The organism is Providencia sp. wls1943 (genome assembly GCF_009706275.1).
Lineage (GTDB): Bacteria > Pseudomonadota > Gammaproteobacteria > Enterobacterales > Enterobacteriaceae > Providencia > Providencia zhijiangensis.
Genome location: NZ_WLTU01000002.1, coordinates 1 through 24,729, shown reverse-complemented (window position 1 = coordinate 24,729; position 24,729 = coordinate 1). Strand labels below are relative to the sequence as shown.

General features: G+C 45.6%; 19 protein-coding genes. 9 read left to right on the top strand and 10 right to left on the bottom strand.

Annotated features, from left to right (window positions below; genetic code table 11):
• Nucleotides 1-23 precede the first annotated feature (23 nt).
• The 8 genes from thiC (at nucleotide 24) to dcuC (ending at nucleotide 8,674) form a co-directional block, all read left to right on the top strand.
• Nucleotides 24-1,991: a phosphomethylpyrimidine synthase ThiC gene (thiC, locus tag GKR48_RS00320; RefSeq protein ID WP_154626067.1), complete on the top strand. Its 1,968-nt coding sequence runs from the start codon at nucleotides 24-26 to the stop codon at nucleotides 1,989-1,991.
• Nucleotides 1,975-2,652 (top strand): thiamine phosphate synthase, encoded by a 678-nt coding sequence (thiE, locus tag GKR48_RS00315; RefSeq protein WP_154626065.1) that lies wholly within the window; start codon nucleotides 1,975-1,977, stop codon nucleotides 2,650-2,652. Before thiC ends, thiE begins: the two co-directional genes overlap by 17 nt.
• Nucleotides 2,642-3,400 (top strand): HesA/MoeB/ThiF family protein, encoded by a 759-nt coding sequence (locus GKR48_RS00310; protein ID WP_154626063.1) that lies wholly within the window; start codon nucleotides 2,642-2,644, stop codon nucleotides 3,398-3,400. The genes thiE and GKR48_RS00310 overlap by 11 nt, the downstream gene beginning before the upstream one ends.
• Nucleotides 3,388-3,588, top strand: a complete 201-nt coding sequence (gene thiS, locus GKR48_RS00305) for a sulfur carrier protein ThiS (RefSeq protein WP_154626061.1) — start codon at nucleotides 3,388-3,390, stop codon at nucleotides 3,586-3,588. The genes GKR48_RS00310 and thiS overlap by 13 nt, the downstream gene beginning before the upstream one ends.
• 2 nt (nucleotides 3,589-3,590) lie before the next feature.
• On the top strand, nucleotides 3,591-4,361 hold the full coding sequence (locus GKR48_RS00300; protein ID WP_154626093.1) for a thiazole synthase: 771 nt from the start codon (nucleotides 3,591-3,593) through the stop codon (nucleotides 4,359-4,361).
• Complete coding sequence (gene thiH, locus GKR48_RS00295) at nucleotides 4,358-5,479, top strand: 2-iminoacetate synthase ThiH (RefSeq protein ID WP_154626059.1); 1,122 nt, start codon at nucleotides 4,358-4,360, stop codon at nucleotides 5,477-5,479. Before GKR48_RS00300 ends, thiH begins: the two co-directional genes overlap by 4 nt.
• Before the next feature lie 571 nt (nucleotides 5,480-6,050).
• Nucleotides 6,051-7,304, top strand: a complete 1,254-nt coding sequence (gene pepT / locus GKR48_RS00290; protein WP_154626057.1) for a peptidase T — start codon at nucleotides 6,051-6,053, stop codon at nucleotides 7,302-7,304.
• The gene (gene dcuC / locus GKR48_RS00285; protein WP_154626055.1) at nucleotides 7,301-8,674 is read left to right on the top strand and encodes a C4-dicarboxylate transporter DcuC; all 1,374 of its coding nucleotides are present in this window, start codon (nucleotides 7,301-7,303) and stop codon (nucleotides 8,672-8,674) included. The genes pepT and dcuC overlap by 4 nt, the downstream gene beginning before the upstream one ends.
• Nucleotides 8,675-8,722: 48 nt before the next feature.
• On the opposite strand, the gene GKR48_RS00280 is transcribed toward dcuC, so the two are convergent.
• Nucleotides 8,723-9,703, bottom strand: a complete 981-nt coding sequence (locus tag GKR48_RS00280) for a VWA domain-containing protein (RefSeq protein WP_442959353.1) — start codon at nucleotides 9,701-9,703, stop codon at nucleotides 8,723-8,725.
• A gap of 658 nt (nucleotides 9,704-10,361) precedes the next feature.
• On the opposite strand from GKR48_RS00280, the gene GKR48_RS00275 reads away from it, so the two are divergent.
• Nucleotides 10,362-10,871: a pyridoxamine 5'-phosphate oxidase family protein gene (locus GKR48_RS00275; RefSeq protein ID WP_154626053.1), complete on the top strand. Its 510-nt coding sequence runs from the start codon at nucleotides 10,362-10,364 to the stop codon at nucleotides 10,869-10,871.
• Between the two features lie 74 nt (nucleotides 10,872-10,945).
• Here GKR48_RS00275 and rpoC read toward each other — a convergent pair whose 3' ends face one another.
• From rpoC to tuf, 9 genes are all read right to left on the bottom strand, one after another.
• On the bottom strand, nucleotides 10,946-15,169 hold the full coding sequence (gene rpoC / locus GKR48_RS00270) for a DNA-directed RNA polymerase subunit beta' (RefSeq protein ID WP_181477894.1): 4,224 nt from the start codon (nucleotides 15,167-15,169) through the stop codon (nucleotides 10,946-10,948).
• 109 nt (nucleotides 15,170-15,278) lie between these two features.
• Nucleotides 15,279-19,307, bottom strand: a complete 4,029-nt coding sequence (gene rpoB / locus GKR48_RS00265) for a DNA-directed RNA polymerase subunit beta (protein WP_154626051.1) — start codon at nucleotides 19,305-19,307, stop codon at nucleotides 15,279-15,281.
• A gap of 356 nt (nucleotides 19,308-19,663) precedes the next feature.
• Nucleotides 19,664-20,029, bottom strand: a complete 366-nt coding sequence (gene rplL, locus GKR48_RS00260) for a 50S ribosomal protein L7/L12 (RefSeq protein WP_006657047.1) — start codon at nucleotides 20,027-20,029, stop codon at nucleotides 19,664-19,666.
• 60 nt (nucleotides 20,030-20,089) lie between these two features.
• Nucleotides 20,090-20,587: a 50S ribosomal protein L10 gene (rplJ, locus tag GKR48_RS00255; RefSeq protein ID WP_154626049.1), complete on the bottom strand. Its 498-nt coding sequence runs from the start codon at nucleotides 20,585-20,587 to the stop codon at nucleotides 20,090-20,092.
• Nucleotides 20,588-20,922: 335 nt separating this feature from the next.
• On the bottom strand, nucleotides 20,923-21,624 hold the full coding sequence (gene rplA / locus GKR48_RS00250) for a 50S ribosomal protein L1 (RefSeq protein WP_132497207.1): 702 nt from the start codon (nucleotides 21,622-21,624) through the stop codon (nucleotides 20,923-20,925).
• A gap of 4 nt (nucleotides 21,625-21,628) precedes the next feature.
• Nucleotides 21,629-22,057, bottom strand: coding sequence for a 50S ribosomal protein L11 (gene rplK, locus GKR48_RS00245; RefSeq protein WP_006657044.1), 429 nt, complete (start codon nucleotides 22,055-22,057; stop codon nucleotides 21,629-21,631).
• A gap of 167 nt (nucleotides 22,058-22,224) precedes the next feature.
• Complete coding sequence (nusG, locus tag GKR48_RS00240) at nucleotides 22,225-22,770, bottom strand: transcription termination/antitermination protein NusG (RefSeq protein WP_006657043.1); 546 nt, start codon at nucleotides 22,768-22,770, stop codon at nucleotides 22,225-22,227.
• Nucleotides 22,771-23,157 (bottom strand): preprotein translocase subunit SecE, encoded by a 387-nt coding sequence (gene secE, locus GKR48_RS00235; RefSeq protein ID WP_154626047.1) that lies wholly within the window; start codon nucleotides 23,155-23,157, stop codon nucleotides 22,771-22,773. It lies immediately after the preceding gene.
• Between the two features lie 388 nt (nucleotides 23,158-23,545).
• Nucleotides 23,546-24,729: elongation factor Tu (tuf, locus tag GKR48_RS00230; protein ID WP_036950356.1), on the bottom strand; the 1,184-nt coding region annotated here is incomplete at its 5' end.

Sequence of the window (24,729 nt, the reverse complement as noted above, 5' to 3'; positions counted from 1 at the left end):
TGTGACGATGTCAGGAAATTGCTATGTCCAATAATGCTAATAATGCAGTTATACCGAGCACCGATATTTCCCCTAAAGCTGCGCCAGCACGCACTCGAAAAGAGCAGCGTGATGCCGCAGAAAACTTTATCAATACCCTTTCCGGTGTTTCATTTCCAAACTCTGAACGAATCTACCTACAAGGCTCGCGGGACGACATCCAAGTTCCCATGCGCGAAATCCAGCTCTCTCCAACGCTTATCGGCGGCGATAAAGATAATCCCAAATTTGAAGATAACGAGGCCGTCCCTGTTTATGACACTTCAGGCCCTTACGGCGACCCGACCTCTGAACTCAACGTTCACAAAGGATTGAAAAAAATCCGTGCACCGTGGATTGATGAACGCGCCGATACCGTTGCCGTCGAAAACCTAAGTTCCGACTTTACCCAGCAGCGCTTAGCGGACGCAGGTTTAGATCACTTACGTTTTAATCATCGCCCTGCGCCACTAAAAGCGCAAACAGGCAAATGCGTCACTCAGTTACATTATGCTCGCCAAGGCATTGTGACTCCCGAAATGGAATTTATCGCCATCCGTGAAAATATGGGACGTGAACGTATTCGCAGCGAAGTTCTAAGACAACAGCATCCGGGGCAAAGCTTTGGAGCGATTTTGCCAGAAAATATTACGCCGGAATTTGTACGCCAAGAAGTGGCTGCGGGTCGCGCTATCATTCCTGCCAATATTAACCACCCAGAATCTGAACCGATGATTATCGGGCGTAATTTCTTAGTGAAAGTGAATGCGAATATCGGTAACTCCTCGGTGACTTCATCCATCGAAGAAGAGGTGGAAAAACTAATTTGGTCTACTCGCTGGGGCGCAGATACGGTGATGGATTTATCCACTGGCCGCTATATTCACGAAACCCGCGAATGGATTTTACGTAATAGCCCTGTGCCAATCGGTACGGTGCCTATCTACCAAGCGCTCGAAAAAGTGAACGGCGTTGCTGAAAACCTCACTTGGGAAATGTTCCGCGACACCCTGCTGGAACAAGCCGAGCAAGGGGTGGATTACTTCACTATCCATGCTGGCGTTTTACTGCGCTACGTGCCAATGACGGCGAAACGCCTGACCGGCATTGTCTCCCGAGGCGGCTCTATCATGGCGAAATGGTGTTTATCCCACCACCAAGAGAACTTCCTGTATGAGCATTTCCGTGAAATTTGCGAAATTTGCGCCGCTTATGATGTATCGCTGTCTCTTGGAGATGGGTTACGTCCGGGTTCTGTGCAAGATGCCAACGATGAAGCGCAATTCTCAGAGTTACATACCTTAGGTGAGCTAACCAAAATTGCGTGGGAATACGATGTGCAGGTGATGATTGAAGGTCCGGGACATGTGCCAATGCAGATGATCCGCCGCAATATGACCGAAGAGCTAGAGCATTGCCATGAAGCGCCCTTCTATACCTTAGGCCCCCTAACCACCGATATCGCACCGGGCTATGACCACTTCACTTCCGGCATTGGCGCGGCAATGATTGGCTGGTTTGGCTGTGCGATGCTGTGCTACGTAACGCCAAAAGAGCACCTTGGTTTACCGAACAAAGAAGACGTCAAACAGGGGCTGATTACCTACAAGATTGCAGCCCACGCCGCTGACCTCGCGAAAGGGCATCCGGGGGCGCAAATTCGTGATAATGCCATGTCCAAAGCGCGTTTTGAGTTCCGTTGGGAAGACCAGTTTAACCTTGCGCTCGATCCAGAAACGGCACGTAAATATCACGATGAAACCTTACCGCAAGCGTCAGGGAAAATCGCCCACTTCTGTTCTATGTGTGGACCAAAATTCTGCTCAATGAAGATTTCCCAAGAAGTTCGTGACTATGCTGCACAAAAGGAAGCGGGCATGGAGCAGATGTCAGAAGCGTTCCGCGCTCACGGTAGCGAACTCTATCATGGAGCTGAGATTGCTGAGGTCGTGAGTGATGAACAAAACGCTTAAGCTCCCAAATAGTCCATTTCCACCGACCGAGCACTGCCTCGGTCTATATCCGGTTGTGGATTCTGTTGAATGGATTGAACGCCTGCTAAATGCAGGTGTTTCCACCTTGCAATTGCGCATCAAAGATAAGCAAGACCACCAAGTTCGCGATCAGATCCAGCAAGCAATCGCGCTTGGCAAGCAGCATAACGCCCGATTATTTATTAATGACTATTGGCGATTAGCCGTAGAGCTGGGCGCCTATGGCGTCCACTTAGGGCAAGAAGATCTGGAAACCACTGATTTGGTGGCGATTCACCAAGCGGGGCTACGGTTGGGGATCTCTACTCATGATCCTCACGAGGTTGCTATTGCCAAAACCGTGCGCCCGTCTTATATCGCCCTTGGGCATATTTTTCCAACCCAAACCAAGCAGATGCCTTCCTCTCCGCAAGGTTTAGACGCGTTAAAGCAGATGGTTATCGATACACCAGACTATCCGACGGTGGCCATCGGTGGGATCTCCATTAACCTCGTGCCTGCGGTGCTTGCCACTGGCGTTGGCAGTGTGGCGGTTGTCAGTGCCATCACCCAAGCCGATGACTGGCAAGGTGCAACGCGAACATTGCTGGATCTGGTTGAATCGACCGCTCGCTTAAAGGAAAACGACCATGCTCAATGATCTCGAATTTATGCGTTATAGCCGCCAATTGCTGCTTGAGGATGTCAGCCCTGAAGGGCAACAAAAACTCAAACAGAGCAAGGTATTGATTGTCGGTTTAGGTGGACTAGGCTCCCCTGCAAGTTTGTATCTCGCGGGGGCGGGTGTCGGTGAATTATGGATAGCGGATCATGATGACCTGCATGTATCTAACTTGCAGCGCCAAGTGCTGTATGACACGCAGGATATTAACCAGTCGAAAGCGCAGCTAGCCGCAGCGCGTTTAAAGCAGCTTAATCCCCATACCAAGACGCGCATTTTCCAACAAAAGTTGGATGCAGACAGTTTGCTTCCCTTAGTGGAACAGGTGGATTTGGTGCTGGATTGCTGTGACAACATGGCCACTCGCCATGCAGTCAATGCCGCTTGCGTCATTAGTCATACCCCGCTCGTCAGCGGCAGTGCTGTTGGCTTTGGCGGGCAATTGATGGTGCTTGAGCCGCCTTTTCAATCGGGCTGCTACGCCTGCTTGTATCCCGACCAAGAAGAACCTCAACGTAACTGCCGCACGGCGGGAGTGTTGGGGCCTGTGGTAGGTGTGATTGGGACGTTACAAGCGTTGGAAGCCATCAAATTGCTGGTGGGGTTACCCTCTGCGTTAAGTGGAAAACTGCGCCTGTTTGATGGAAAGCAGCAGCAATGGAATACCTTGCAACTGACTCGATCAAAACAGTGTCCCGTCTGCCGAGAAGCCACATGTATATCATAATCAATGACCAGCCGATGGAGGTTGAATCGCCCATAACCGTCCACCAGCTATTAACACAACTCGGGCAAAGTACATCCGGCTCAGCACTGGCTATCAACCAAATAATCATTCCCAAAAGCCAGTGGGAGAGCCATTTTTTGAATGAACAAGACAACATTCTGCTGTTTCAAGCTATCGCAGGGGGTTAATGATGTTAAAAATTGCTGATGTCACTTTTCAGTCACGTTTATTTACCGGAACAGGCAAGTTTGCCAATCCAACATTAATGCAGCAATCCATCCAAGCATCGGGCAGCCAGCTGGTGACCATGGCGATGAAGCGCGTTAATTTACGCGGGCAAGATGACGGTATTTTACAGCCACTTCAAGAGTTGGGAGTTAAGTTACTTCCCAACACGTCCGGCGCCAAGAATGCCCAAGAGGCTATTTTTGCCGCACATCTCGCCCGTGAAGCGCTAGGCACTCATTGGGTAAAGCTCGAAATCCATCCCGATGTCCGTTACTTATTGCCAGACCCTATCGAAACGTTACTCGCGGCTGAGCAACTGGTTAAAGAAGGCTTTGTGGTATTGCCTTATTGCAGCGCAGATCCTGTTTTGTGTAAACGATTGGAAGAAGTGGGCTGCGCAGCAGTGATGCCTCTCGGTGCACCTATCGGTACCAATAAAGGTTTAGTCACCAAGGAGATGCTGCAAATCATCATCGAACAAGCCAATGTACCAGTGGTGGTAGATGCTGGAATTGGTGCGCCTAGCCACGCCGCCGAAGCCATTGAAATGGGGGCTGATGCGGTACTAGTCAATACAGCCATCGCTGTCGCTAAACAGCCCGTATTGATGGCACAAGCCTTTAAAATGGCGGTTGAAGCGGCACAGCTCGCTCGTCAAAGCGGACTTGCGGCACCCAAACAACGAGCAGAGGCATCCAGCCCTCTGACTCAATTTTTGGAGGCGCTGCAATGATTGAAAGCTTTCGGGAGCGTTGGGAACAGTTAGATTGGGACAACCTCACATTACAGATCAATAGCAAAACCGCCGCGGATGTGGAGCAAGCGTTACAGAGTGACACCTTGACTCTCGATGATTTTATGGCGCTACTTTCCCCTGCGGCGCGACATTACATCGAACCGATGGCGCAAAAGGCGCAGCGACTAACACGTCAACGTTTTGGTCATACTGTTGGGTTTTATGTTCCTCTATACCTTTCCAACTTATGTGCCAATGACTGTACCTATTGCGGGTTTTCAATGAGCAACCGCATTAAGCGCAAAACCCTCGATGACGCCGAGATTGTTCGTGAATGTGAAACCATCCGCCAAATTGGTTTTGATAGCTTGCTGTTAGTGACGGGTGAACATCAAACCAAAGTCGGAATGGACTATTTTCGCCGCCATATTCCGGTGATCCGTTCCTATTTCAGTTCGCTCATGATGGAGGTTCAGCCTTTATCAACCGAAGAGTATCGCGAGCTGAAAACCTTAGGATTAGATGGCGTGATGGTATACCAAGAAACCTACCATGAGCCGACTTATCAACTTCATCATTTAAAAGGCAAAAAACAGGATTTTCATTGGCGATTAGCAACGCCAGAGCGCCTTGGCCAAGCGGGTGTTGATAAAATTGGATTGGGGGCATTAATTGGGCTTTCCAGTAGCTGGCGAACGGATTGTTACATGGTGGCTGAACATCTTCTGTATATGCAGCAACACTATTGGCAGAGCCGCTATTCTATTTCATTTCCACGCTTGCGCCCTTGCGCAGGAGGAATCGAACCCGCCTCACTGATGGGAGATGCGGAGCTGGTTCAGCTAATTTGTGCATTTCGCTTGCTTGCCCCTACGGTGGAACTGTCGCTGTCCACCCGAGAATCCCCTTATTTTCGGGATCATGTGGTGCCACTGGCGATTAACAGTGTCAGTGCGGGCTCTAAAACTCAGCCAGGAGGCTATGCGGATTCGAAAACCGAGCTAGAGCAGTTCTCGCCCCACGATAACCGTAGTGCAGCACAAGTCGCCCATGCCTTAGTGCAAGCAGGGCTACAACCTGTTTGGAAAGATTGGGATGGCTACTTAGGACGTTAATGGTTCATTTTTCAATGGGAAATATTGAATAGAATATTTCCCATTAAATGGAACTTGGAGAATATGACTTTTTATTTTTAAATAATAATATTAATCTGATCACAAAAACTAAAACAATACGTCATTAATCAGGCTGAATTAAAATATTAATAATATTTAAAAAATATTTTATATAGTTTTTTAAACTACGATGACATTATGATAATAGTATAACTGAATTTTAAATTTTTATTATCTTCGTTAAATAACAATTTGAGTTAGGAAAGATAAATATCTAGCACTAAATATAACCAGCGGTAATCAACCTGAAATACTCCACTTATATCAATCGGATAAATTAATCTTCCGCCGAGTATTTTATGATGCACATTCTAATTTAATAATTAAATATTGCCACTTCTATTCTTCTTTTTTAATCACTCTGTATCTTTAGTCAAAAAAATAACTGGTCAGATATTTATTTTGTCGTTATTCATGATAAAAGAATATTGCAATGAAGTGATATTTGTCTTCATTGCAATAATGAAAGTATAAAAATAATGCATCACGATGATGCTGGAGAATGAGAATAATGAATATTGTTGACCGTTTTATTTCTTATACAAAAATTAACACCACCACGAATAGGGAAAAAGGCGCCGCAGGCATCATGCCATCCTCTGAAGGCCAGCGCGTTCTTGCCAAACAGTTAGTTCAAGAGTTAGAAGGCTTAGGCTTACAGGATATCAAACTGCGTGATACGGCTATCGTTACCGCAACACTGCCTTCCAACCTTGATTACAAAGTGCCTACAGTGGCATTTTTCGGTCACTTAGATACCAGTGCAGAGCAGACTAACGATACCAAAGCACAAATTTTGCCTTATAACGGCGAAGATATTTGTATGAACAAAGAACTCAATATTTACCTGCGTAAAAGCGAGTTTCCTGAATTAGAAAATTACCTTGGTGATGACATCATCGTCACCGACGGTACCAGCCTGTTAGGCGCTGATGATAAAGCGGCTATCGCTTCAATTATGGATATGCTGCAATACTTTAAACAAAACCCAGATATCAAACACGGGGACATCAAAGTGGGCTTCGTTCCGGATGAAGAACAAGGTCTACGCGGTGCGAAAGTGTTTGATGTAAAAGAATTTGGCGCCGATTTTGCTTACACCCTAGATTGCTGTGGTATTGGCGAGTTAGTGTACGAAAACTGGAACGCGGGGGATGTTGAAATCGTCTTTACAGGTAAATCAGCTCACCCAATGTCCGCGAAAGGCAAACTGGTGAACTCCCTGCTAATGGCACAGAAATTTATCGCGATGCTGCCAGGCGGCGAAGCGCCTGAATATACCGAAAACCGTGAAGGTTATTACTGGGTTAAGCAGATGTCCGGTAACAGCGCGCGCACAGTGCTGAAAATGGATGTGCGTGACTTTACCGAAGAGGGCTACCGCGCTCGTATGGCATTCCTGAAAAAATTAGCGGGTCACTGTGAAGACTTATGGGGACCAGAAAGTGTCACTTGCACTTTAGCTGACCGTTACTCAAACGTGTTCAACAGCCTGCAAGGTGAAAACCGTTACCCAATCGATATTGCCCACGCCGCTTATGAAGCTTGTGGTATTACGCCAAAAGTGATCCCAATGCGTGGAGGCTATGATGGAGCCGCGCTTTCACAAAATGGACTTCCTTGCCCGAATATTTTCACCGGTGCTCATAACTTCCACTCGATTTATGAATATCTACCAGTGAAATCCCTGTATGCCGCCAGTGATGTTTTAAAACAAGTGGTACAAATTACGGCTGAACGTTTCAAGCCAGGAGATAAAGCATGATCCCAATTCTAACGGTTCTGATTATCGTTGTTTTGGTTGCTCGCTTTATTTTGAAGGGATACAAAGCTGAACCCGTGTTATTAATTGCGGGTTTGGCATTGATGATTTTCACCCTAGCCTTAGGCTGGGGTCCGATCCTACCGAAAAGCGTCGCAACCACGGGCATTACTTGGCTTGATCCGTTTGAAGTGATGCGCGACCTGTTTAGTAGCCGTGCTGCTGATCTTGGTCTGATGATCATGGCATTAATGGGTTTTGCTCACTATATGGATCATATCGGTGCCAACGAAGCCGTGGTACGTGTTGCAACTAAGCCTCTGAAAAATATGCGTTCGCCTTATGTGCTGCTATTTTTCTCATTCTTGTTAGCGAGTATCTTACAGTTAGCTATTCCATCGGCGACAGGCTTAGCTGTGCTGTTAATGGGTACGATGTTCCCAATTATGATTGGTTTGGGACTCTCTCCTGCCTCTGCCGCTGGAGTTATCGCAACATCCCTTGGGGTTGCTTATACACCAACCGCGATTGATGCTATCCGTGGTGCGAAAGCCGTTGATATGTCTGTCGTTGAATATGTCCTTTACTACCAAGGGCCTGCGGCATTAGCCACGGTACTAGTGGTCGGTATTACCCATATTTTCTGGCAACGTCATTGTGACCGTAAACAGGGTTTCGTCCCTGAAATCGGTAAAGCAGTCCAGTCTCACGACAAAGAAGCAACAACCAAATCGGTACCGGGCTACTATGCCATTTTACCGATGCTGCCAATCATTATGGCGGTCGGCTCTTCCAATCTGTTCTTTGAGGGAATTCATCTCGATGTTGTGACCATCGTACTGATTGCTATGGCGATTTGTATGGTACTGGAAACCATCCGAGTACGTAACTTCAAGCAAGTGTGTAATGGCTTTCAAACCTTTTTGAATGGGATGGGACATGCGTTTAGTAACGTAGTCGGGCTGTTAGTCGCTGCGGGCGTGTTTGCTCACGGGATAAAAGTGAGTGGCGCAATCGACCAGTTAATCCTTGGTGCTGAATCCGTTGGCTTACCGCCGTTTGCGATGGCGATTGTGTTCGCATTAGTCACCTTAGCTGCCGCAATCATTATGGGTTCTGGTAATGCACCATTCTTAGCATTCGTGGAATTGATCCCACAAATTGCACACAGCATGGGGGTTAACCCGATTGCGATGATCCTGCCAATGCAGCAGGCTTCTCATATGGGGCGCGGTATGTCTCCGGTTTCGGGAGTGATAATCGCCGTATCCAGTGGTGCCAAACTTCAGCCATTCGATGTGGTGAAACGAACTGCCATACCGTTGATGGTGGGCTTTGTGGCTCACTGCGCAATTATTGGCATCTTCTACTAAATCGACTGTTATCTTTAATTAGGCCTGCAATTGCAGGCCTTTTTGTTATTATTTTTGACACTGGCAAGCTGAATGATGATGCGAGTGGTGGCTGTGATGGCTTTCGTTACCACAGCAAGCATCTATCGCCTTATTAATAATTTCAGCTAGCGTATTCACCGTTTCTAAGATAGTCGGCAGTTGGTCACAGACATTTGCACAGTCTGAACGCTCTGGATTTGGGATAGTCGGAGGGACCAAACTGTCACAAAGAATTTCTTGCAAGACTAAAGCAAAGTTGGCTATGCCAGTGGTGTAGATATAAGAACGGCCCCCTGTTTGCTCAGCTAGACGGGCATATTCTTTTGTGACTCTGTCTCTATCCGCTAGACTTGGGAAACGGTCAAGATTGGTTGGCGCATCATCCGGTGTCCCTTGATAGGTATACACTTTGACATGAGCATGTTGAGCAACGTCAATCGCTTCATTGTTTTTGGCTATTGCCGCACTGGTAAGTCGGCCACCTCCACCCTCCATACCTTCGTCACCTAAGACAAAAATGGCTCGACGAGCGCCATCACGCCAATCAAAGTATTTACTCACATCAATAACGGCACGACAAAGATCTTCTTTATTACCTGCATGGTCAATACCATCAGCCTCTTTAAAAGGTGGGCGCGCTTGTAGGCTGCTTTCGTTAACCCCTTTTAAGATTAAATAATCACTCACTGATTGATCAAACTTAGTACCAGACCAAACACCTTGTATCCCTAAGAATGTGGCGCGTAAATGTGATGGGCAATTTGCTGCCGCTTTTTCAATAGCAGCATCAATTTGTTGGCTTAAATCCGTAGATTCATCAGACATGGAGCCGCTAGTATCAATCACCACGACCAAATCTAAGGCAATATCCCCCGTCCCTGTAACAAGCTGTGAGGTTTGATTAACCATAATACTTGGCGCTCCAAACGAAGCCATATTTTGCATCATGCTGCTAGACGTCATTTTATTATTATTTTCAATGTCATTACTTTCTGTATTTTTACCCATGTTTATATTCCTGTTAAATTCATAGCATTTGATTTATTGGATTTTAATATTTGAATAATATATTTAGATAATATTTTTATGACGTATTTAACCACCCCCTAATTGATTAAATCGAGGGCGGTATTATTAATTTATTTGCATTTACATTGACATAATAATTAATATCAATGCACTGATAAATATTAATTGCTTCAGTTAAAAATCAATTTATTAACAAATAAGATTAGTTAAATATTTTTACTCGACATTGTATTTTCAGAAAAACAAAGGCTAATTAATTGAATTATAAAACACATATTCATGAATCAATCTCTACCTTTCAATTATTAGTAGTTCCTAATAAATGAGATAATGTTCATCACGTTATTGTTCACCTATATTACTTCAAAATTTTAATTGCCAAATTCATTCACCGTGAAAATAGTCAATTAAAAACACAAGCTTATAGAGAAATAGCTTCAACTATTTCCTAACTAAATTATTAATCCTAACTATAACCCTATATGAAATGAAAATATTAATAATACCAAGCCTTACTATTTTTAATTATCGCTCTCCCCAAGACTCACCTTAATAACCATCTAATTCAATACATGATGACCAATCTCGAAAGTCCCAATAGCGGGCTTTCTTCTTATATACATACAATGGAGACCCCATGAGTTTAAAGCAGCGCAGTTTAGTTCTCTTGCACACCACCCGTTTCGTCACTTTTGCGACACTCAGTCCTGAAAATGTGCCGTGGGTAACCACCGCCGAACCAAAAATTCTGTTCAATCCAGTGCGGTTTCTTTGGTATTCCGCTCATCAAAGCCAACATTCTCAAAATATTCGTTATCACCCTCAAGTGAGCGGAACACTGTTTAATTATCATTTACCTGAGTTTGGTTCGGCTGGTTTTGATGAGGCTCAGTTTACGGGGGTTGCACGTGAATTATCAGTTGATGAGTCTGCGGATGCTTATCGTGAATTTCATCAAAATTCGCTTTTCGATGAGACTCAAAATGCGTTGCCTTCTATTGCCCTTGAGCAACTGCAAGAAAATGGTCATTTACGTTTTTATGAGCTTATTGTTGAACAGTGGTGGTTATTTGATATGGCTCACTGGTTGACGAGTCAAGAAAGTCGTCGCATTCCTGTGCCACTGAGTTACCTTAATAATGAATAGCTGGCAATTGGCAGGCAAAAAAAAACCGGTATCTTTCGACACCGGTTTCTATTAAGCGATTTGTAAATCAGAAATTAGTTCTGATTGTCGCTGGTGAAGCCTGCATTTAACAGTTCAGCTAAGTTCGCTGTTGCTTCATCTGCGCTAACTTGTGGAGCTTCCACAGCTTCGCTCAGATGGCGACGACGGATACGATCTTGGTGGTACGCGAAACCAGTACCAGCTGGGATCAGACGTCCAACAATAACGTTCTCTTTCAGGCCGCGTAATTCATCACGCTTACCTGCTACCGCTGCTTCTGTCAGTACGCGAGTTGTTTCTTGGAACGATGCCGCTGAGATAAAGGATTCTGTTGCCAGAGATGCCTTAGTAATACCCAACAGATCACGCTCAAAGTTAGCTGGAATCTTGCCTTCAGTTTCCAGTTTACGGTTAGAAACTTTAACTCGTGAGTATTCAACTTGCTCACCTTCGAGGAATTCAGAGCTTCCTGCATCCGCGATGGTAACTTTACGCAGCATCTGACGAACGATAACTTCGATGTGTTTATCGTTAATCTTAACGCCTTGTAAGCGGTAAACTTCCTGAACTTCGTTCGTGATGTAACGAGTCACAGCATGAACACCACGCAGACGCAGGATGTCATGCGGAGACTCTGGACCATCAGAAACGACGTCACCGCGTTCAACGATTTCACCTTCGAATACGTTGAGTTGACGCCATTTAGGGATCATCTCTTCGTATGGCTCACTTCCATCTAATGGAGTGATAACCAGACGGCGTTTCCCTTTGGTTTCTTTACCAAACGAGATAATGCCGCTGATTTCAGCTAGGATCGCAGGCTCTTTCGGACGACGAGCTTCGAACAGGTCAGCAACGCGTGGCAGACCACCCGTGATATCTTTAGTACCTACGGATTCTTGTGGAATACGCGCTAAAGTATCACCGACGTTGATAGCGATGCCATCATCTAACTGAACAATTGCGTTACCCGGTAAGAAATACTGAGCTGGCATGTCCGTGTTAGGGATCAGAACATCTTTACCGTTCGCATCGATTACACGCAGTGCAGGACGTAAGTCTTTACCAGCACTGGTACGCTCAGCGGTATCCATAACAACGATTGAAGATAGACCGGTTAACTCATCAGTTTGACGAGTCATTGACAGACCTTCAAGCATGTCGGAGAAGCTGATGATACCCGATACTTCACTGACAACTGGCATGGTGTGTGGATCCCAGTTTGCAACGGTTTCACCGCCGATCACTGCTGCACCATCACCTTTAGTTAAGTGTGCACCGTAAGGAACTTTATAGCTCTCTTTAGTACGACCGAATTCATCGATCAGACGCAGTTCTGTATTACGAGAAGTAATTACCAGCTTGCCTTCTGAGTTAGTAACATATTTTGCGTTGAACAGTTTCAACGTACCTGTGTTACGAACTTGGATGCTAGATTCTGCTGCCGCACGAGATGCCGCACCACCGATGTGGAACGTACGCATCGTCAGCTGTGTACCCGGCTCACCGATTGACTGTGCCGCGATAACACCGATAGCTTCACCTTTGTTGATGATATGACCACGAGCAAGGTCACGACCATAACAGTGAGCACACACACCGAAGTCAGTTTCACAACTTACTACGGAACGTACTTTCACGCTGTCAACAGAGTTAGCTTCTAACAGGTCACACAGTTTTTCGTGTAACAGTGTATTACGTGGAACCAGAATATCTGCAGTACCTGGAATCAGGATATCTTCTGCAGTTACACGTCCAAGTACACGTTCACGCAGTGGTTCTTTAACGTCGCCACCCTCGATAACCGGAGTCATCAGGATACCTTCGTGAGTACCACAGTCATCTTCAGTGACAACCAAGTCCTGAGCAACGTCAACTAAACGACGAGTCAGATAACCGGAGTTCGCAGTTTTCAATGCGGTATCCGCAAGACCTTTACGAGCACCGTGGGTAGAAATAAAGTACTGGAGAACGTTCAGACCTTCACGGAAGTTCGCCGTGATTGGCGTTTCGATGATGGAGCCATCTGGCTTAGCCATCAGACCACGCATACCGGCCAGCTGACGAATCTGCGCTGCAGAACCACGAGCACCGGAGTCGGCCATCATAAAGATACTGTTGAAGGAAACTTGTTGTTCTTCTTGGCCGTCACGGTTAATGACTGCTTCAGTAGACAAGTTTTCCATCATCGCTTTAGCAACACGTTCGTTTGCCGCGGCCCAGATATCGATAACTTTGTTGTAACGTTCGCCTGCTGTAACCAGACCAGACTGGAACTGTTCCTGAATTTCTGCAACTTCTGCTTCGGCTTCGGCGATGATCCCAGCTTTTTTCTCTGGAATAACCATATCGTCAATACCAACCGATGCACCAGAACGTGCCGCGTAGGCAAAACCGGTATACATGATTTGGTCAGCAAAAATAACAGTAGGTTTCAGACCCAGTACGCGGTAACAGGTGTTCAGCATCTTGGAGATAGCTTTCTTACCTAACGCCTGGTTAACCAGAGAGTAAGGCAGACCTTTCGGTACGATCATCCATAAAATTGCACGGCCAACAGTGGTATCAACTAAACCAGTGTTAATCGTAATGTTACCTTCGCTGTCTTTCACTTCTTCAGTGATACGAACTTTAACGCGGGCATGCAGTGAAGCATGACCTGAACGGTAAACACGCTCAGCTTCTTTAGGACCGGCTAAAACCATGCCCTCGCCTTTCGCGTTTACGCAGTCGCGCGTCATGTAGTAGATACCTAATACAACGTCCTGAGAAGGAACGATGATTGGCTCACCACTTGCCGGAGACAGGATGTTGTTGGTTGACATCATCAACGCACGTGCTTCTAACTGAGCTTCCAGAGTCAGAGGAACGTGTACCGCCATTTGGTCACCATCGAAGTCGGCGTTATATGCCGCACAAACGAGTGGGTGCAATTGGATAGCTTTACCTTCGATCAGAATTGGTTCGAACGCTTGGATACCCAGACGGTGAAGTGTTGGTGCACGGTTCAGCATAACTGGGTGTTCGCGGATAACTTCATCCAAGATATCCCAAACAACCGCTTCTTCGCGCTCAACCATTTTCTTCGCAGCTTTAATGGTTGTTGCCAAACCACGTAATTCTAATTTGCCGTAGATAAATGGTTTGAATAACTCAAGTGCCATTTTCTTAGGCAGACCGCACTGATGCAGACGCAGGTATGGACCTACGGTGATTACAGAACGACCTGAGTAGTCAACACGCTTACCAAGTAAGTTTTGACGGAAACGACCTTGTTTACCTTTGATCATATCTGCCAAAGATTTCAGAGGACGTTTGTTAGAACCTGTGATTGCGCGACCACGACGACCGTTATCTAACAGTGCATCAACCGCTTCTTGCAGCATACGTTTTTCGTTACGTACGATGATATCTGGCGCAGCCAGATCCAGAAGACGTTTCAGACGGTTGTTACGGTTGATTACGCGACGATACAGATCGTTCAGATCCGACGTTGCGAAACGACCACCATCCAGTGGTACTAATGGACGCAGATCAGGTGGCAGAACTGGCAGAACGTTCAGGATCATCCACTCTGGTTTGTTACCAGATTGAATAAACGCTTCTAACAGTTTAATACGCTTAGTCAGCTTTTTACGCTTGGTTTCTGAGTTAGTTTCGTTTAACTCTTCACGCAGCGTTTCACACTCGTTCTCAAGATCGAGGTTTTTCAGCAGACCTTGGATTGCTTCCGCACCCATTTTCGCGTCGAATTCGTCACCGAACTCTTCTAGCGCATCTAAGTATTGCTCTTCTGTCAGAATCTGTGCGCGCTCAAGGCTGGTCATCCCGCCTTCAACAACAACATAAGATTCAAAATACAGAACGCGTTCGATATCACGCAGTGGCATATCGAGCAGCAAACCGATACGGGATGGCAGTGATTTTAAGAACCAAATATGCGCAGTTGGAGACGCGAGTTCAATATGACCCATACGCTCACGACGCACTTTAGTTTGTGTAACTTCAACGCCACACTTCTCACAAATCACACCGCGATGTTTTAAACGCTTGTACTTACCGCACAGGCATTCGTAGTCTTTTACTGGCCCGAAAATACGCGCACAGAAAAGACCGTCACGCTCAGGTTTGAACGTACGGTAGTTAATGGTTTCTGGCTTTTTAACTTCACCAAATGACCATGAACGGATCATGTCAGGTGATGCCAGAGCAATCTTGATCGCATCAAACTCTTCGGTCTTGGTTTGCGCTTTCAGAAACTTAATTAAGTCTTTCACAAAATGGCTCCTGTCGGAGTTAGACCTGTCAGGTGAGTGCTCGAAGCGACTCTCCCCAAATCCCAGTGCTTACATGGGCCGGAAGGCGAACCTTCCGGCACAGAACGAATTACTCGTCTTCCAGCTCGATGTTGATACCCAGTGAGCGGATTTCTTTCAGCAATACGTTGAAAGATTCCGGCATACCAGGTTCCATCTGATGGCTGCCATCGACGATGTTTTTATACATCTTCGTACGGCCGTTAACGTCATCCGATTTAACTGTAAGCATTTCTTGAAGGGTATAGGCTGCACCGTATGCTTCCAGTGCCCACACTTCCATCTCCCCGAAACGCTGACCACCGAACTGCGCTTTACCACCCAGCGGTTGCTGAGTAACCAAGCTGTAAGAACCCGTTGAACGAGCGTGCATCTTATCGTCAACCAAGTGGTTCAGTTTCAGCATGTACATGTAACCTACGGTGACTTGACGCTCAAATTTCTCGCCAGTACGACCGTCGAACAATGTAATCTGACCTGAAGTTGGCAGACCGCCCAGTTTCAGCAGTTCTTTAATTTCTTTCTCTTTTGCACCATCAAACACTGGTGTTGCAATTGGCATACCTTTTCTCAGGTTCTCTGCCAAACGCATAACTTCTTCATCAGAGAAAGTATTTAAGTCAACTTTCTGACGCGGAGCATCACCTAAATCGTAAGCTTTCTGGATGAATTCACGCAGTTTGGCAACTTCTTGCTGCTGTTTAAGCATAGCATTGATTTTTTCACCAATACCTTTAGCAGCCATACCTAAGTGAGTTTCCAGAATCTGACCGATGTTCATACGTGATGGTACGCCCAGCGGGTTCAGAACGATGTCAACTGGGTTACCGTTTTCATCGTAAGGCATGTCTTCAACTGGGTTGATTTTTGAGATAACACCTTTGTTACCATGGCGACCCGCCATTTTATCACCCGGTTGAATCTGACGTTTAACAGCCAGATAAACCTTAACAATTTTCAGTACGCCCGGTGCAAGGTCATCACCTTGAGTGATCTTGCGACGTTTTGCTTCCAGTTTCTTAGCGAACTCAGATTTCAGTTCATCGTACTGTTCAGCTAATTGCTCTAACTGGTTCTGTTTCTCTTCATCAGCTAATGCTAATTCTAACCAACGGTCACGAGGCAGTTTGTCCAGTTTATCAGCTTCAATACCACCGCTGATCAGTACAGAACGGATACGAGAGAACAGTGCGGATTCAAAAATACGCAGCTCTTCTGTTAAGTCTTTCTTCGCATCACGTAACTGAGTTTCTTCGATTTCCAGAGCACGTTTGTCTTTCTCTACACCATCACGGGTAAATACTTGTACGTCGATAACCGTACCAGATACGCCGTTAGGAATACGTAAAGAAGAGTCTTTAACGTCTGAAGCTTTTTCACCGAAGATAGCACGCAGCAGTTTTTCTTCTGGTGTTAATTGGGTTTCACCTTTAGGGGTGACTTTACCAACCAGAATATCTCCGCCTTTCACTTCTGCACCGATATAAACGATACCGGATTCATCAAGTTTAGACAGTGCTGCTTCACCAACGTTTGGAATATCCGCAGTGATCTCTTCAGGCCCTAATTTGGTGTCACGGGACACACAAGAGAGTTCCTGAATGTGAATAGTTGTGAAACGGTCTTCTTGAACAACACGCTCAGAAACTAAGATGGAGTCTTCGAAGTTATAACCATTCCATGGCATGAATGCCACGCGCATGTTTTGACCCAGTGCTAATTCGCCGAGGTCTGTTGAAGGACCATCCGCTAACACATCACCACGTTCAACTGGTTCACCTAAAGATACGCAAGGCATCTGGTTAATACAGGTGTTCTGGTTAGAACGAGTGTATTTAGTCAGGTTATAGATATCGATTCCAGCTTCGCCCGGATACATCTCATCTTCGTTAACTTTGATAACGATACGAGAAGCATCAACGTATTGAACTGAACCACCACGTCTTGCAACAGCAGTAACACCGGAGTCAACCGCTACTGCACGTTCCATACCTGTACCAACTAATGGTTTGTCAGCACGTAAAGTAGGAACCGCTTGACGTTGCATGTTCGCACCCATCAATGCACGGTTGGCGTCATCGTGTTCAAGGAATGGAATCAGTGACGCACCAACAGAAACAACCTGTTGAGTCGAAACGTCCATATATTCAACTTGTTCACGGCTGAATAAGCTTGACTCGCCTTTGTTACGGCAAGTAACTAATTCTTCGATGAAACGGCCATCGTCGCTTAATACGGTGTTTGCCTGAGCAATGATGAAGTTACCTTCTTCGATTGCAGACAGGTAATGGATTTCATCAGTTACGATGCCATCACGGACTAAACGGTATGGAGTTTCTAAGAAACCGTACTCATTGGTCTGTGCATAAACAGATAATGAGTTGATCAGACCGATGTTCGGACCTTCAGGGGTTTCGATTGGACAAACACGACCATAGTGAGTTGGGTGTACGTCACGTACTTCGAAGCCTGCACGTTCACGAGTCAGACCACCTGGGCCTAATGCAGAGATACGACGTTTATGCGTAATCTCAGACAGTGGGTTGTTCTGGTCCATAAATTGAGACAGTTGGCTGGAACCAAAGAACTCTTTAACTGCTGCTGAAATTGGTTTAGCGTTGATCATATCCTGTGGCATTAATGCATCGAGGTCGCCCAGAGAAAGACGCTCTTTCACTGCACGCTCAACACGAACCAGACCTACACGGAATTGGTTCTCAGCCATTTCGCCAACGGAACGAATACGACGGTTACCTAAGTGGTCGATATCATCGACTTCGCCTTTACCGTTACGGATATCGATGAGTTTACGCATAACATCAATGATGTCTTCTTCACTCAGGATACCAGAACCTTCGATTTCATCGCGGTTCAGTGAACGGTTGAACTTCATACGACCTACAGCAGACAAGTCGTAACGGTCTTCAGAGAAGAACAGGTTATCGAACAGGTTTTCTGCAGCTTCGCGTGTTGGCGGCTCACCAGGGCGCATCATACGGTAGATTTCTACCAATGCACTTAAGCGATCGTTAGTTGGGTCGACGCGAACGGTTTCAGAGATATAAGCACCGTGGTCTAAGTCGTTAGTGAACAATGTTTCGATTGTTTTGTGACCAGACTGGCTCAGACGTGCCAACATATCTAATGACAGTTCCATGTTCGCTGCACAAATCAGCTCACCGGTGCTCTCATCGATGTAATCTCTTGCAACAACTTTACCTGCGATGTATTCAACAGGAACTTCGATGTCGCTAACTTCTTCTTTTTCTAACTGACGAATATGACGAGCAGTGATACGACGGCCTTTTTCAACATAAACTTTGCCGTTTGCTTCGATATCGAAAGAAGCAGTTTCACCACGCAGACGCTCAGGAACCAGCGTCATCATCAGTTTGTTATCGCGGATTTGGAATACAGTTTTGTCGAAGAACAGATTTAAGATTTCTTCGGTGTTGTAATCCATTGCACGCAGAATAATGGTCGCAGGTAATTTACGGCGACGGTCAATACGTACAAACAGGTTATCTTTCGGATCGAATTCGAAATCAAGCCATGAACCACGGTAAGGAATAATACGTGCGTTATACAGCACTTTACCTGAAGAGTGAGTTTTACCTTTATCGCTATCGAAGAATACACCAGGACTACGGTGTAACTGGGAAACGATAACACGCTCAGTACCGTTGATAACAAAAGTTCCGTTTTCAGTCATGAGTGGAATTTCACCCATGTAGACTTCTTGTTCTTTGATGTCTTTAACGGTGCCTTCTGGAGCTTCTCGCTCATACACGATCAGGCGCAGTTTTACACGCAGTGGTGCAGAATAGGTCACGCCGCGAATTTGACATTCTTTAACGTCAAAAACAGGCTCGCCTAAACGATAGCTGACATATTGCAGTTCAGCATTACCGCTGTAACTCTGAATTGGGAATACGGAACGGAAAGCAGCTTCCAGACCATTCTGGCCATCAGGATCTTGCTCGATAAACTTCTGGAACGAGTCAAGTTGGATGGAAAGGAGATAAGGTATATCCAAAACTTGTGGACGTTTACCAAAATCCTTACGAATACGTTTTTTCTCGGTATAGGAGTAAACCATAGGTTTCCTCAGCTCGTTGATCAGTGACCCAAATCGTTCGCCTTTAGATTAAGGGCAGAACAGGAACGCGTTTTTGAAGAAATGGAAAATGAATACTTTCCTGAATACCCATTTCTATTACTCTTAAATCATTTCATTGCGTTGCAGTTGCTACCGAGCTACCCGAGCGGGTCGTAGCACAGAACACAGTATATTAAGTCGTCAAATAGAAAGAAGTATTGGAGGGTTGTTTGTTAACATTAAAACTGCGTGAAAAGCTGTTAACACCCATCACGCCTTACAGCGCAAAAAGGCTGGTGATTAAAAAATCACCAGCCATCAGCCTAATTACTTAAGCTGCGTTCTTGAAATTGAACTTATTTAAGTTCAACAGAAGCGCCTGCTTCTTCAAGAGATTTTTTCAGAGTTTCAGCTTCGTCTTTGCTTGCAGCTTCTTTGATAACTGCTGGAGCTGATTCTACCATGTCTTTAGCTTCTTTCAGGCCAAGACCGGTTGCACCACGAACTGCTTTGATAACTGCAACTTTGTTCGCACCAACAGATGCCAGAACAACGTCGAATTCAGTTTTTTCTTCAGCAGCTTCAGCTGGGCCCGCAGCAACAGCAACAGCTGCAGCAGCAGAAACGCCGAATTTTTCTTCCATCATAGTAATCAGTTCAACAACGTCCATTACAGACATTTCTGCAACTGCATCAAGGATTTGGTCTTTAGTGATAGACATAACAAGTGTTCCTAAAATTCAGAAATAGTTTATACGTTAAAAAGCAACGAAGGAAAGGGCTTATGCAGCTTCTTTCTGATCGCGCAGAGCAGCCAGAGTACGAACCAATTTGCCGGCAGCGGCTTCTTTCATGGTTGCCATCAGGCGTGCGATTGCTTCATCGTAAGTTGGGAGAGTTGCCAGACGATCGATATCTTTCGCTTGGATTAACTCACCTTCAAAGGCCGCAGCTTTAATCTCAAATGCTGGATTCGCTTTCGCGAACTCTTTGAACAGACGAGCGCCAGCGCCCGGATGTTCGTTAGAGAAAGCAATTAAGGTTGGACCAACAAACGCGTCTTTCAGTACATCATAAGAAGTACCTTCAACAGCACGGCGAATCAGTGTGTTACGAACAACACGGATATAAACGCCAGCTTCGCGACCTGCTTTACGCAGTTCAGTCATTTTTGCTACAGTTACGCCGCGTGAATCAGCAACAACTGCAGAAAGCGCGCCTTTGGCTACTTCGCTGACTTCAGCAACAATCGCTTGTTTGTCTTGAAGATTTAGTGCCATTAGCTTCTTGCTCCTGGATTAACCGGGAAAACCCGGGACTCACATCACTCAAACACAACATTATGTAAGAGCGCTAAAACACGGTGAGCAGAATAGAAATCCAGAATTAAATTCTAGGTATCTCTGTCACCGTCTACGCAGGTAAATTAAGTAGCCACTAGTAACTAATAAACTACACCTGCGGTCTTGGACGGGGTCTGGAAAGGCCAGACTCCATACCGAAATTTGTGGTTTGTTGGGCACATTTCTATACCCAACAAACTCGAGGCGTCAAATTTTATACAAATTTGCCGCAAAGGTAAAGCCTAATTGCCAATTAGCAGATGCTAACGGAATTAAACTGCTGCTGACAGACCAGATTGGTCGATAGCAACACCTGCGCCCATGGTAGTGGACAGGCTGATTTTCTTGATGAAAACGCCTTTAGCAGAAGCTGGTTTTGCTTTTTTCAGCGCGATCAGCAGTGCTTCTAAGTTTTCTTTCAGTTTGTCAGCGTCGAAATCAGCTTTACCGATAGTGGTATGGATGATTCCGTTTTTGTCGTTACGGTAACGAACCTGACCCGCTTTAGCGTTATTAACCGCTTCAGCAACGTTAGGAGTTACAGTACCAACTTTCGGGTTTGGCATCAGACCACGTGGGCCCAGAACTTGACCTAATTGGCCAACAACGCGCATTGCATCTGGAGAAGCAATAACAACGTCAAAGTTCATTTCACCAGCTTTGATTTTATCAGCCAGATCTTCCATACCAACCAGTTCAGCGCCAGCAGCTTTAGCAGCTTCAGCGTTTGCGCCTTGTGCGAACACAGCAACGCGAACTGAACGGCCAGTACCGTTTGGCAGTACAGTTGCACCGCGAACGTTCTGGTCAGATTTACGAGCATCGATACCAAGATTGATAGCTACGTCAACGCTTTCAACGAATTTAGCAGTCGCTAATTCTTTCAGCAGGGCAACGGCTTCATTGATGTCATACTGTTTAGTTACATCAACTTTCTCACGGATATTGCGCATGCGCTTAGTCAGTTTAGCCATTCTATTAGTCCTCCACTACCAGGCCCATGGAACGAGCAGTACCAGCGATTGAACGCATCATCGCGTCAACGTCAGCACCAGTCATATCCGCAGCTTTAGTTTCTGCGATTTCGCGAACCTGTGCAGAAGTCACTTTACCAACTTTGTCTTTGTTCGGCTTACCAGAACCAGACTTAACGCCAGCCGCTTTTTTCAGCAGAACTGCTGCCGGTGGAGTTTTAGTTACGAAAGTGAATGAACGGTCTGCATAAACAGTAATAACAACAGGAATTGGTAAACCTTTTTCCAGGCTGTCTGTTTTTGCGTTGAACGCTTTACAGAATTCCATGATGTTCACACCTTGCTGACCCAGTGCTGGACCAACCGGTGGACTTGGGTTTGCCATACCAGCTGCTACTTGCAGCTTAACGTAGGCTTGTACTTTCTTAGCCATGAATATTTCCTCAAATTGGGTAATAACGCCTTAATGGATTAAGGCTCCCCGTTACATTAACGCCCCGCAACACACCGTTTGCGCAGTATGATGCCAAGCATAAAAAACAAAAGGCGCGAAATTGTATGAAAATTTCGCGCCTTTTGCAAGTCTGCTATTCGGATTAGTTAGGCTTTTTCTACCTGTCCGAAGTCTAACTCAACTGGAGTTGCACGACCAAAAATAGAAACAGAGACTTTTAAGCGGCTCTTCTCATAGTCGATTTCTTCAACAACACCGTTGAAGTCAGCGAATGGACCTTCGCTAACACGAACCATTTCACCTGGTTCAAATAGCGTTTTAGGACGTGGCTTATCACCAACTTGTTGTAAGCGATTCATGATCGCATCAACTTCTTTATCACTAATTGGTGCTGGACGATCTGAAGTCCCACCGATAAAGCCCATTACACGCGGAACACTGCGTACTAAGTGCCAAGAGTCATCATTCATGACCATTTGAACTAATACGTAACCAGGGAAGAATTTACGCTCGCTCTTACGGCGCTGGCCGCTACGGATCTCAACAACTTCTTCAGTTGGGACCATAACATCGCCAAACAACTCTTCCATATTATGTAATTTGATATGTTCACGCAGAGACTGTGCTACGCGACCTTCAAAACCAGAGAATGCCTGAATGACATACCAGCGTTTTTTAGGTAAATCTGACATTTAGAATAACCTCAGGCTTGTAATAAATGAAACTAAACGCACTAGGATACCATCTAATCCCCACAGGATTAGTGACATTACAGCCGTTACAGCAGCAACAATCAAAGTCGTTTGTAATGCTTCCTGGCGAGTAGGCCAAATGACTTTCTTCACCTCGATGCGAGCTTCGCGCGCAAACGCCAGAGTTGCTTTACCTTTTGTGGTCCACAAAGCAACAGCACCAGCAATAGCTACTACAGCCACAACTGCAAAAGCACGCAGTGCGAGATTATATTGACGGAAGTAATAGTTGCCCACGATAGCAACAATTAATAAGGCACAGACAACTACCCATTTGAAGATGTCTGCACTGCGTCCACTTCCTTGAGCTTCGCTATTCGCACTCATAATTCAACCTGTTACCATGAAGTATGTATAAAGCTCGCTTGCCTTACCTATGCAGTATGGCAATCAGAGCACACCAATAGAATATGCCAGCATACCCAGTAAATTTAATGACCACCTTATTTCGAAAATAAATTTCTTTTCGTGGCAGCGGTAAAATATACCATAACTTCTGAGCAAAACCTTAATAAATCTCATATAACTGCATCAGGCTCTCAATACAGTCAGTAAATCGTTGTTTCAGAGCCTATCTCACCAATAATTATGAAAACGATTGATGAGATAGGTTCTTAGGTTTAAACGCTAACATTTTAAAAACTTGAGTATAAAAAGGGCATCAGTCGATGCCCTTTTTACTAAAGTGGTTCTTTCTTATTCAGAAAGAGCGGTATTATGCAATGATTTTTGCAACAACACCCGCACCTACAGTACGACCACCTTCACGGATTGCGAAACGTAAACCATCATCCATCGCGATTGGGTGAATCAGAGTCACGATCATGTTGATGTTATCGCCTGGCATTACCATCTCTACGCCTTCTGGCAGTTCGATAGTACCGGTTACGTCAGTTGTACGGAAGTAGAACTGTGGACGGTAGCCTTTGAAGAATGGAGTATGACGACCACCTTCATCTTTGCTCAGAATATAAACTTCTGATTCGAATTGGGTGTGTGGCTTGATTGAACCTGGTTTAGCCAGTACTTGACCACGTTGAATTTCTTCACGCTTAGTACCACGCAGCAGAACACCAACGTTCTCACCCGCACGACCTTCATCCAGCAGTTTACGGAACATTTCAACGCCAGTACAAGTAGTCTTAGCCGTTGCTTGGATACCAACGATTTCAACTTCTTCACCAACTTTGATGATACCACGCTCAACACGGCCTGTTACTACTGTACCACGACCAGAGATTGAGAATACGTCTTCGATTGGCAGCAGGAATGGCTTGTCAATTGCACGCTCTGGTTCTGGGATGTAAGAATCCAGGTAGCCCGCTAATTCAACAATTTTCGCTTCCCACTCTGGGTTGCCTTCCAGCGCTTTCAGTGCTGAACCGCGAACAACTGGAGTGTCGTCGCCTGGGAAATCGTATTGAGACAGAAGTTCACGAACTTCCATTTCAACTAATTCTAACAGTTCTTCGTCGTCAACCATGTCACATTTGTTCAGGAAAACGATGATGTAAGGAACACCTACTTGGCGACCTAACAGGATGTGCTCACGAGTTTGTGGCATTGGGCCATCAGTCGCAGCAACAACCAGAATTGCACCGTCCATCTGCGCAGCACCAGTGATCATGTTTTTAACATAGTCGGCGTGACCTGGGCAGTCTACGTGTGCGTAGTGGCGAGTTGGAGTGTCATATTCTACGTGAGAAGTAGAAATGGTGATACCACGCGCTTTTTCTTCTGGTGCGTTATCGATTTGGTCGAATGCACGAGCGTTACCGCCGTAAGTTTTAGCCAGAACAGTAGTGATTGCTGCTGTCAGGGTAGTTTTACCATGGTCAACGTGGCCGATTGTACCAACGTTAACGTGCGGTTTTGAACGTTCAAATTTTTCTTTAGACA

Bases quoted from the DNA above. Each gene is read 5' to 3' on its own strand.
- thiH (WP_154626059.1), top strand. From the start codon at position 4,358: ATGATTGAAAGCTTTCGGGAGCGTTGGGAACAGTTAGATTGGGACAAC.
- dcuC (WP_154626055.1), top strand. From the start codon at position 7,301: ATGATCCCAATTCTAACGGTTCTGATTATCGTTGTTTTGGTTGCTCGC.
- rplK (WP_006657044.1), bottom strand. From the start codon at position 22,057: ATGGCTAAGAAAGTACAAGCCTACGTTAAGCTGCAAGTAGCAGCTGGT.
- pepT (WP_154626057.1), top strand. From the start codon at position 6,051: ATGAATATTGTTGACCGTTTTATTTCTTATACAAAAATTAACACCACC.
- rpoB (WP_154626051.1), bottom strand. From the start codon at position 19,307: ATGGTTTACTCCTATACCGAGAAAAAACGTATTCGTAAGGATTTTGGT.
- secE (WP_154626047.1), bottom strand. From the start codon at position 23,157: ATGAGTGCGAATAGCGAAGCTCAAGGAAGTGGACGCAGTGCAGACATC.
- GKR48_RS00300 (WP_154626093.1), top strand. From the start codon at position 3,591: ATGTTAAAAATTGCTGATGTCACTTTTCAGTCACGTTTATTTACCGGA.
- GKR48_RS00280 (WP_442959353.1), bottom strand. From the start codon at position 9,703: ATGGGTAAAAATACAGAAAGTAATGACATTGAAAATAATAATAAAATG.
- nusG (WP_006657043.1), bottom strand. From the start codon at position 22,770: ATGTCAGATTTACCTAAAAAACGCTGGTATGTCATTCAGGCATTCTCT.
- thiC (WP_154626067.1), top strand. From the start codon at position 24: ATGTCCAATAATGCTAATAATGCAGTTATACCGAGCACCGATATTTCC.
- rplA (WP_132497207.1), bottom strand. From the start codon at position 21,624: ATGGCTAAACTGACTAAGCGCATGCGCAATATCCGTGAGAAAGTTGAT.
- thiE (WP_154626065.1), top strand. From the start codon at position 1,975: ATGAACAAAACGCTTAAGCTCCCAAATAGTCCATTTCCACCGACCGAG.
- rplJ (WP_154626049.1), bottom strand. From the start codon at position 20,587: ATGGCACTAAATCTTCAAGACAAACAAGCGATTGTTGCTGAAGTCAGC.
- GKR48_RS00275 (WP_154626053.1), top strand. From the start codon at position 10,362: ATGAGTTTAAAGCAGCGCAGTTTAGTTCTCTTGCACACCACCCGTTTC.
- GKR48_RS00310 (WP_154626063.1), top strand. From the start codon at position 2,642: ATGCTCAATGATCTCGAATTTATGCGTTATAGCCGCCAATTGCTGCTT.
- rplL (WP_006657047.1), bottom strand. From the start codon at position 20,029: ATGTCTATCACTAAAGACCAAATCCTTGATGCAGTTGCAGAAATGTCT.
- thiS (WP_154626061.1), top strand. From the start codon at position 3,388: ATGTATATCATAATCAATGACCAGCCGATGGAGGTTGAATCGCCCATA.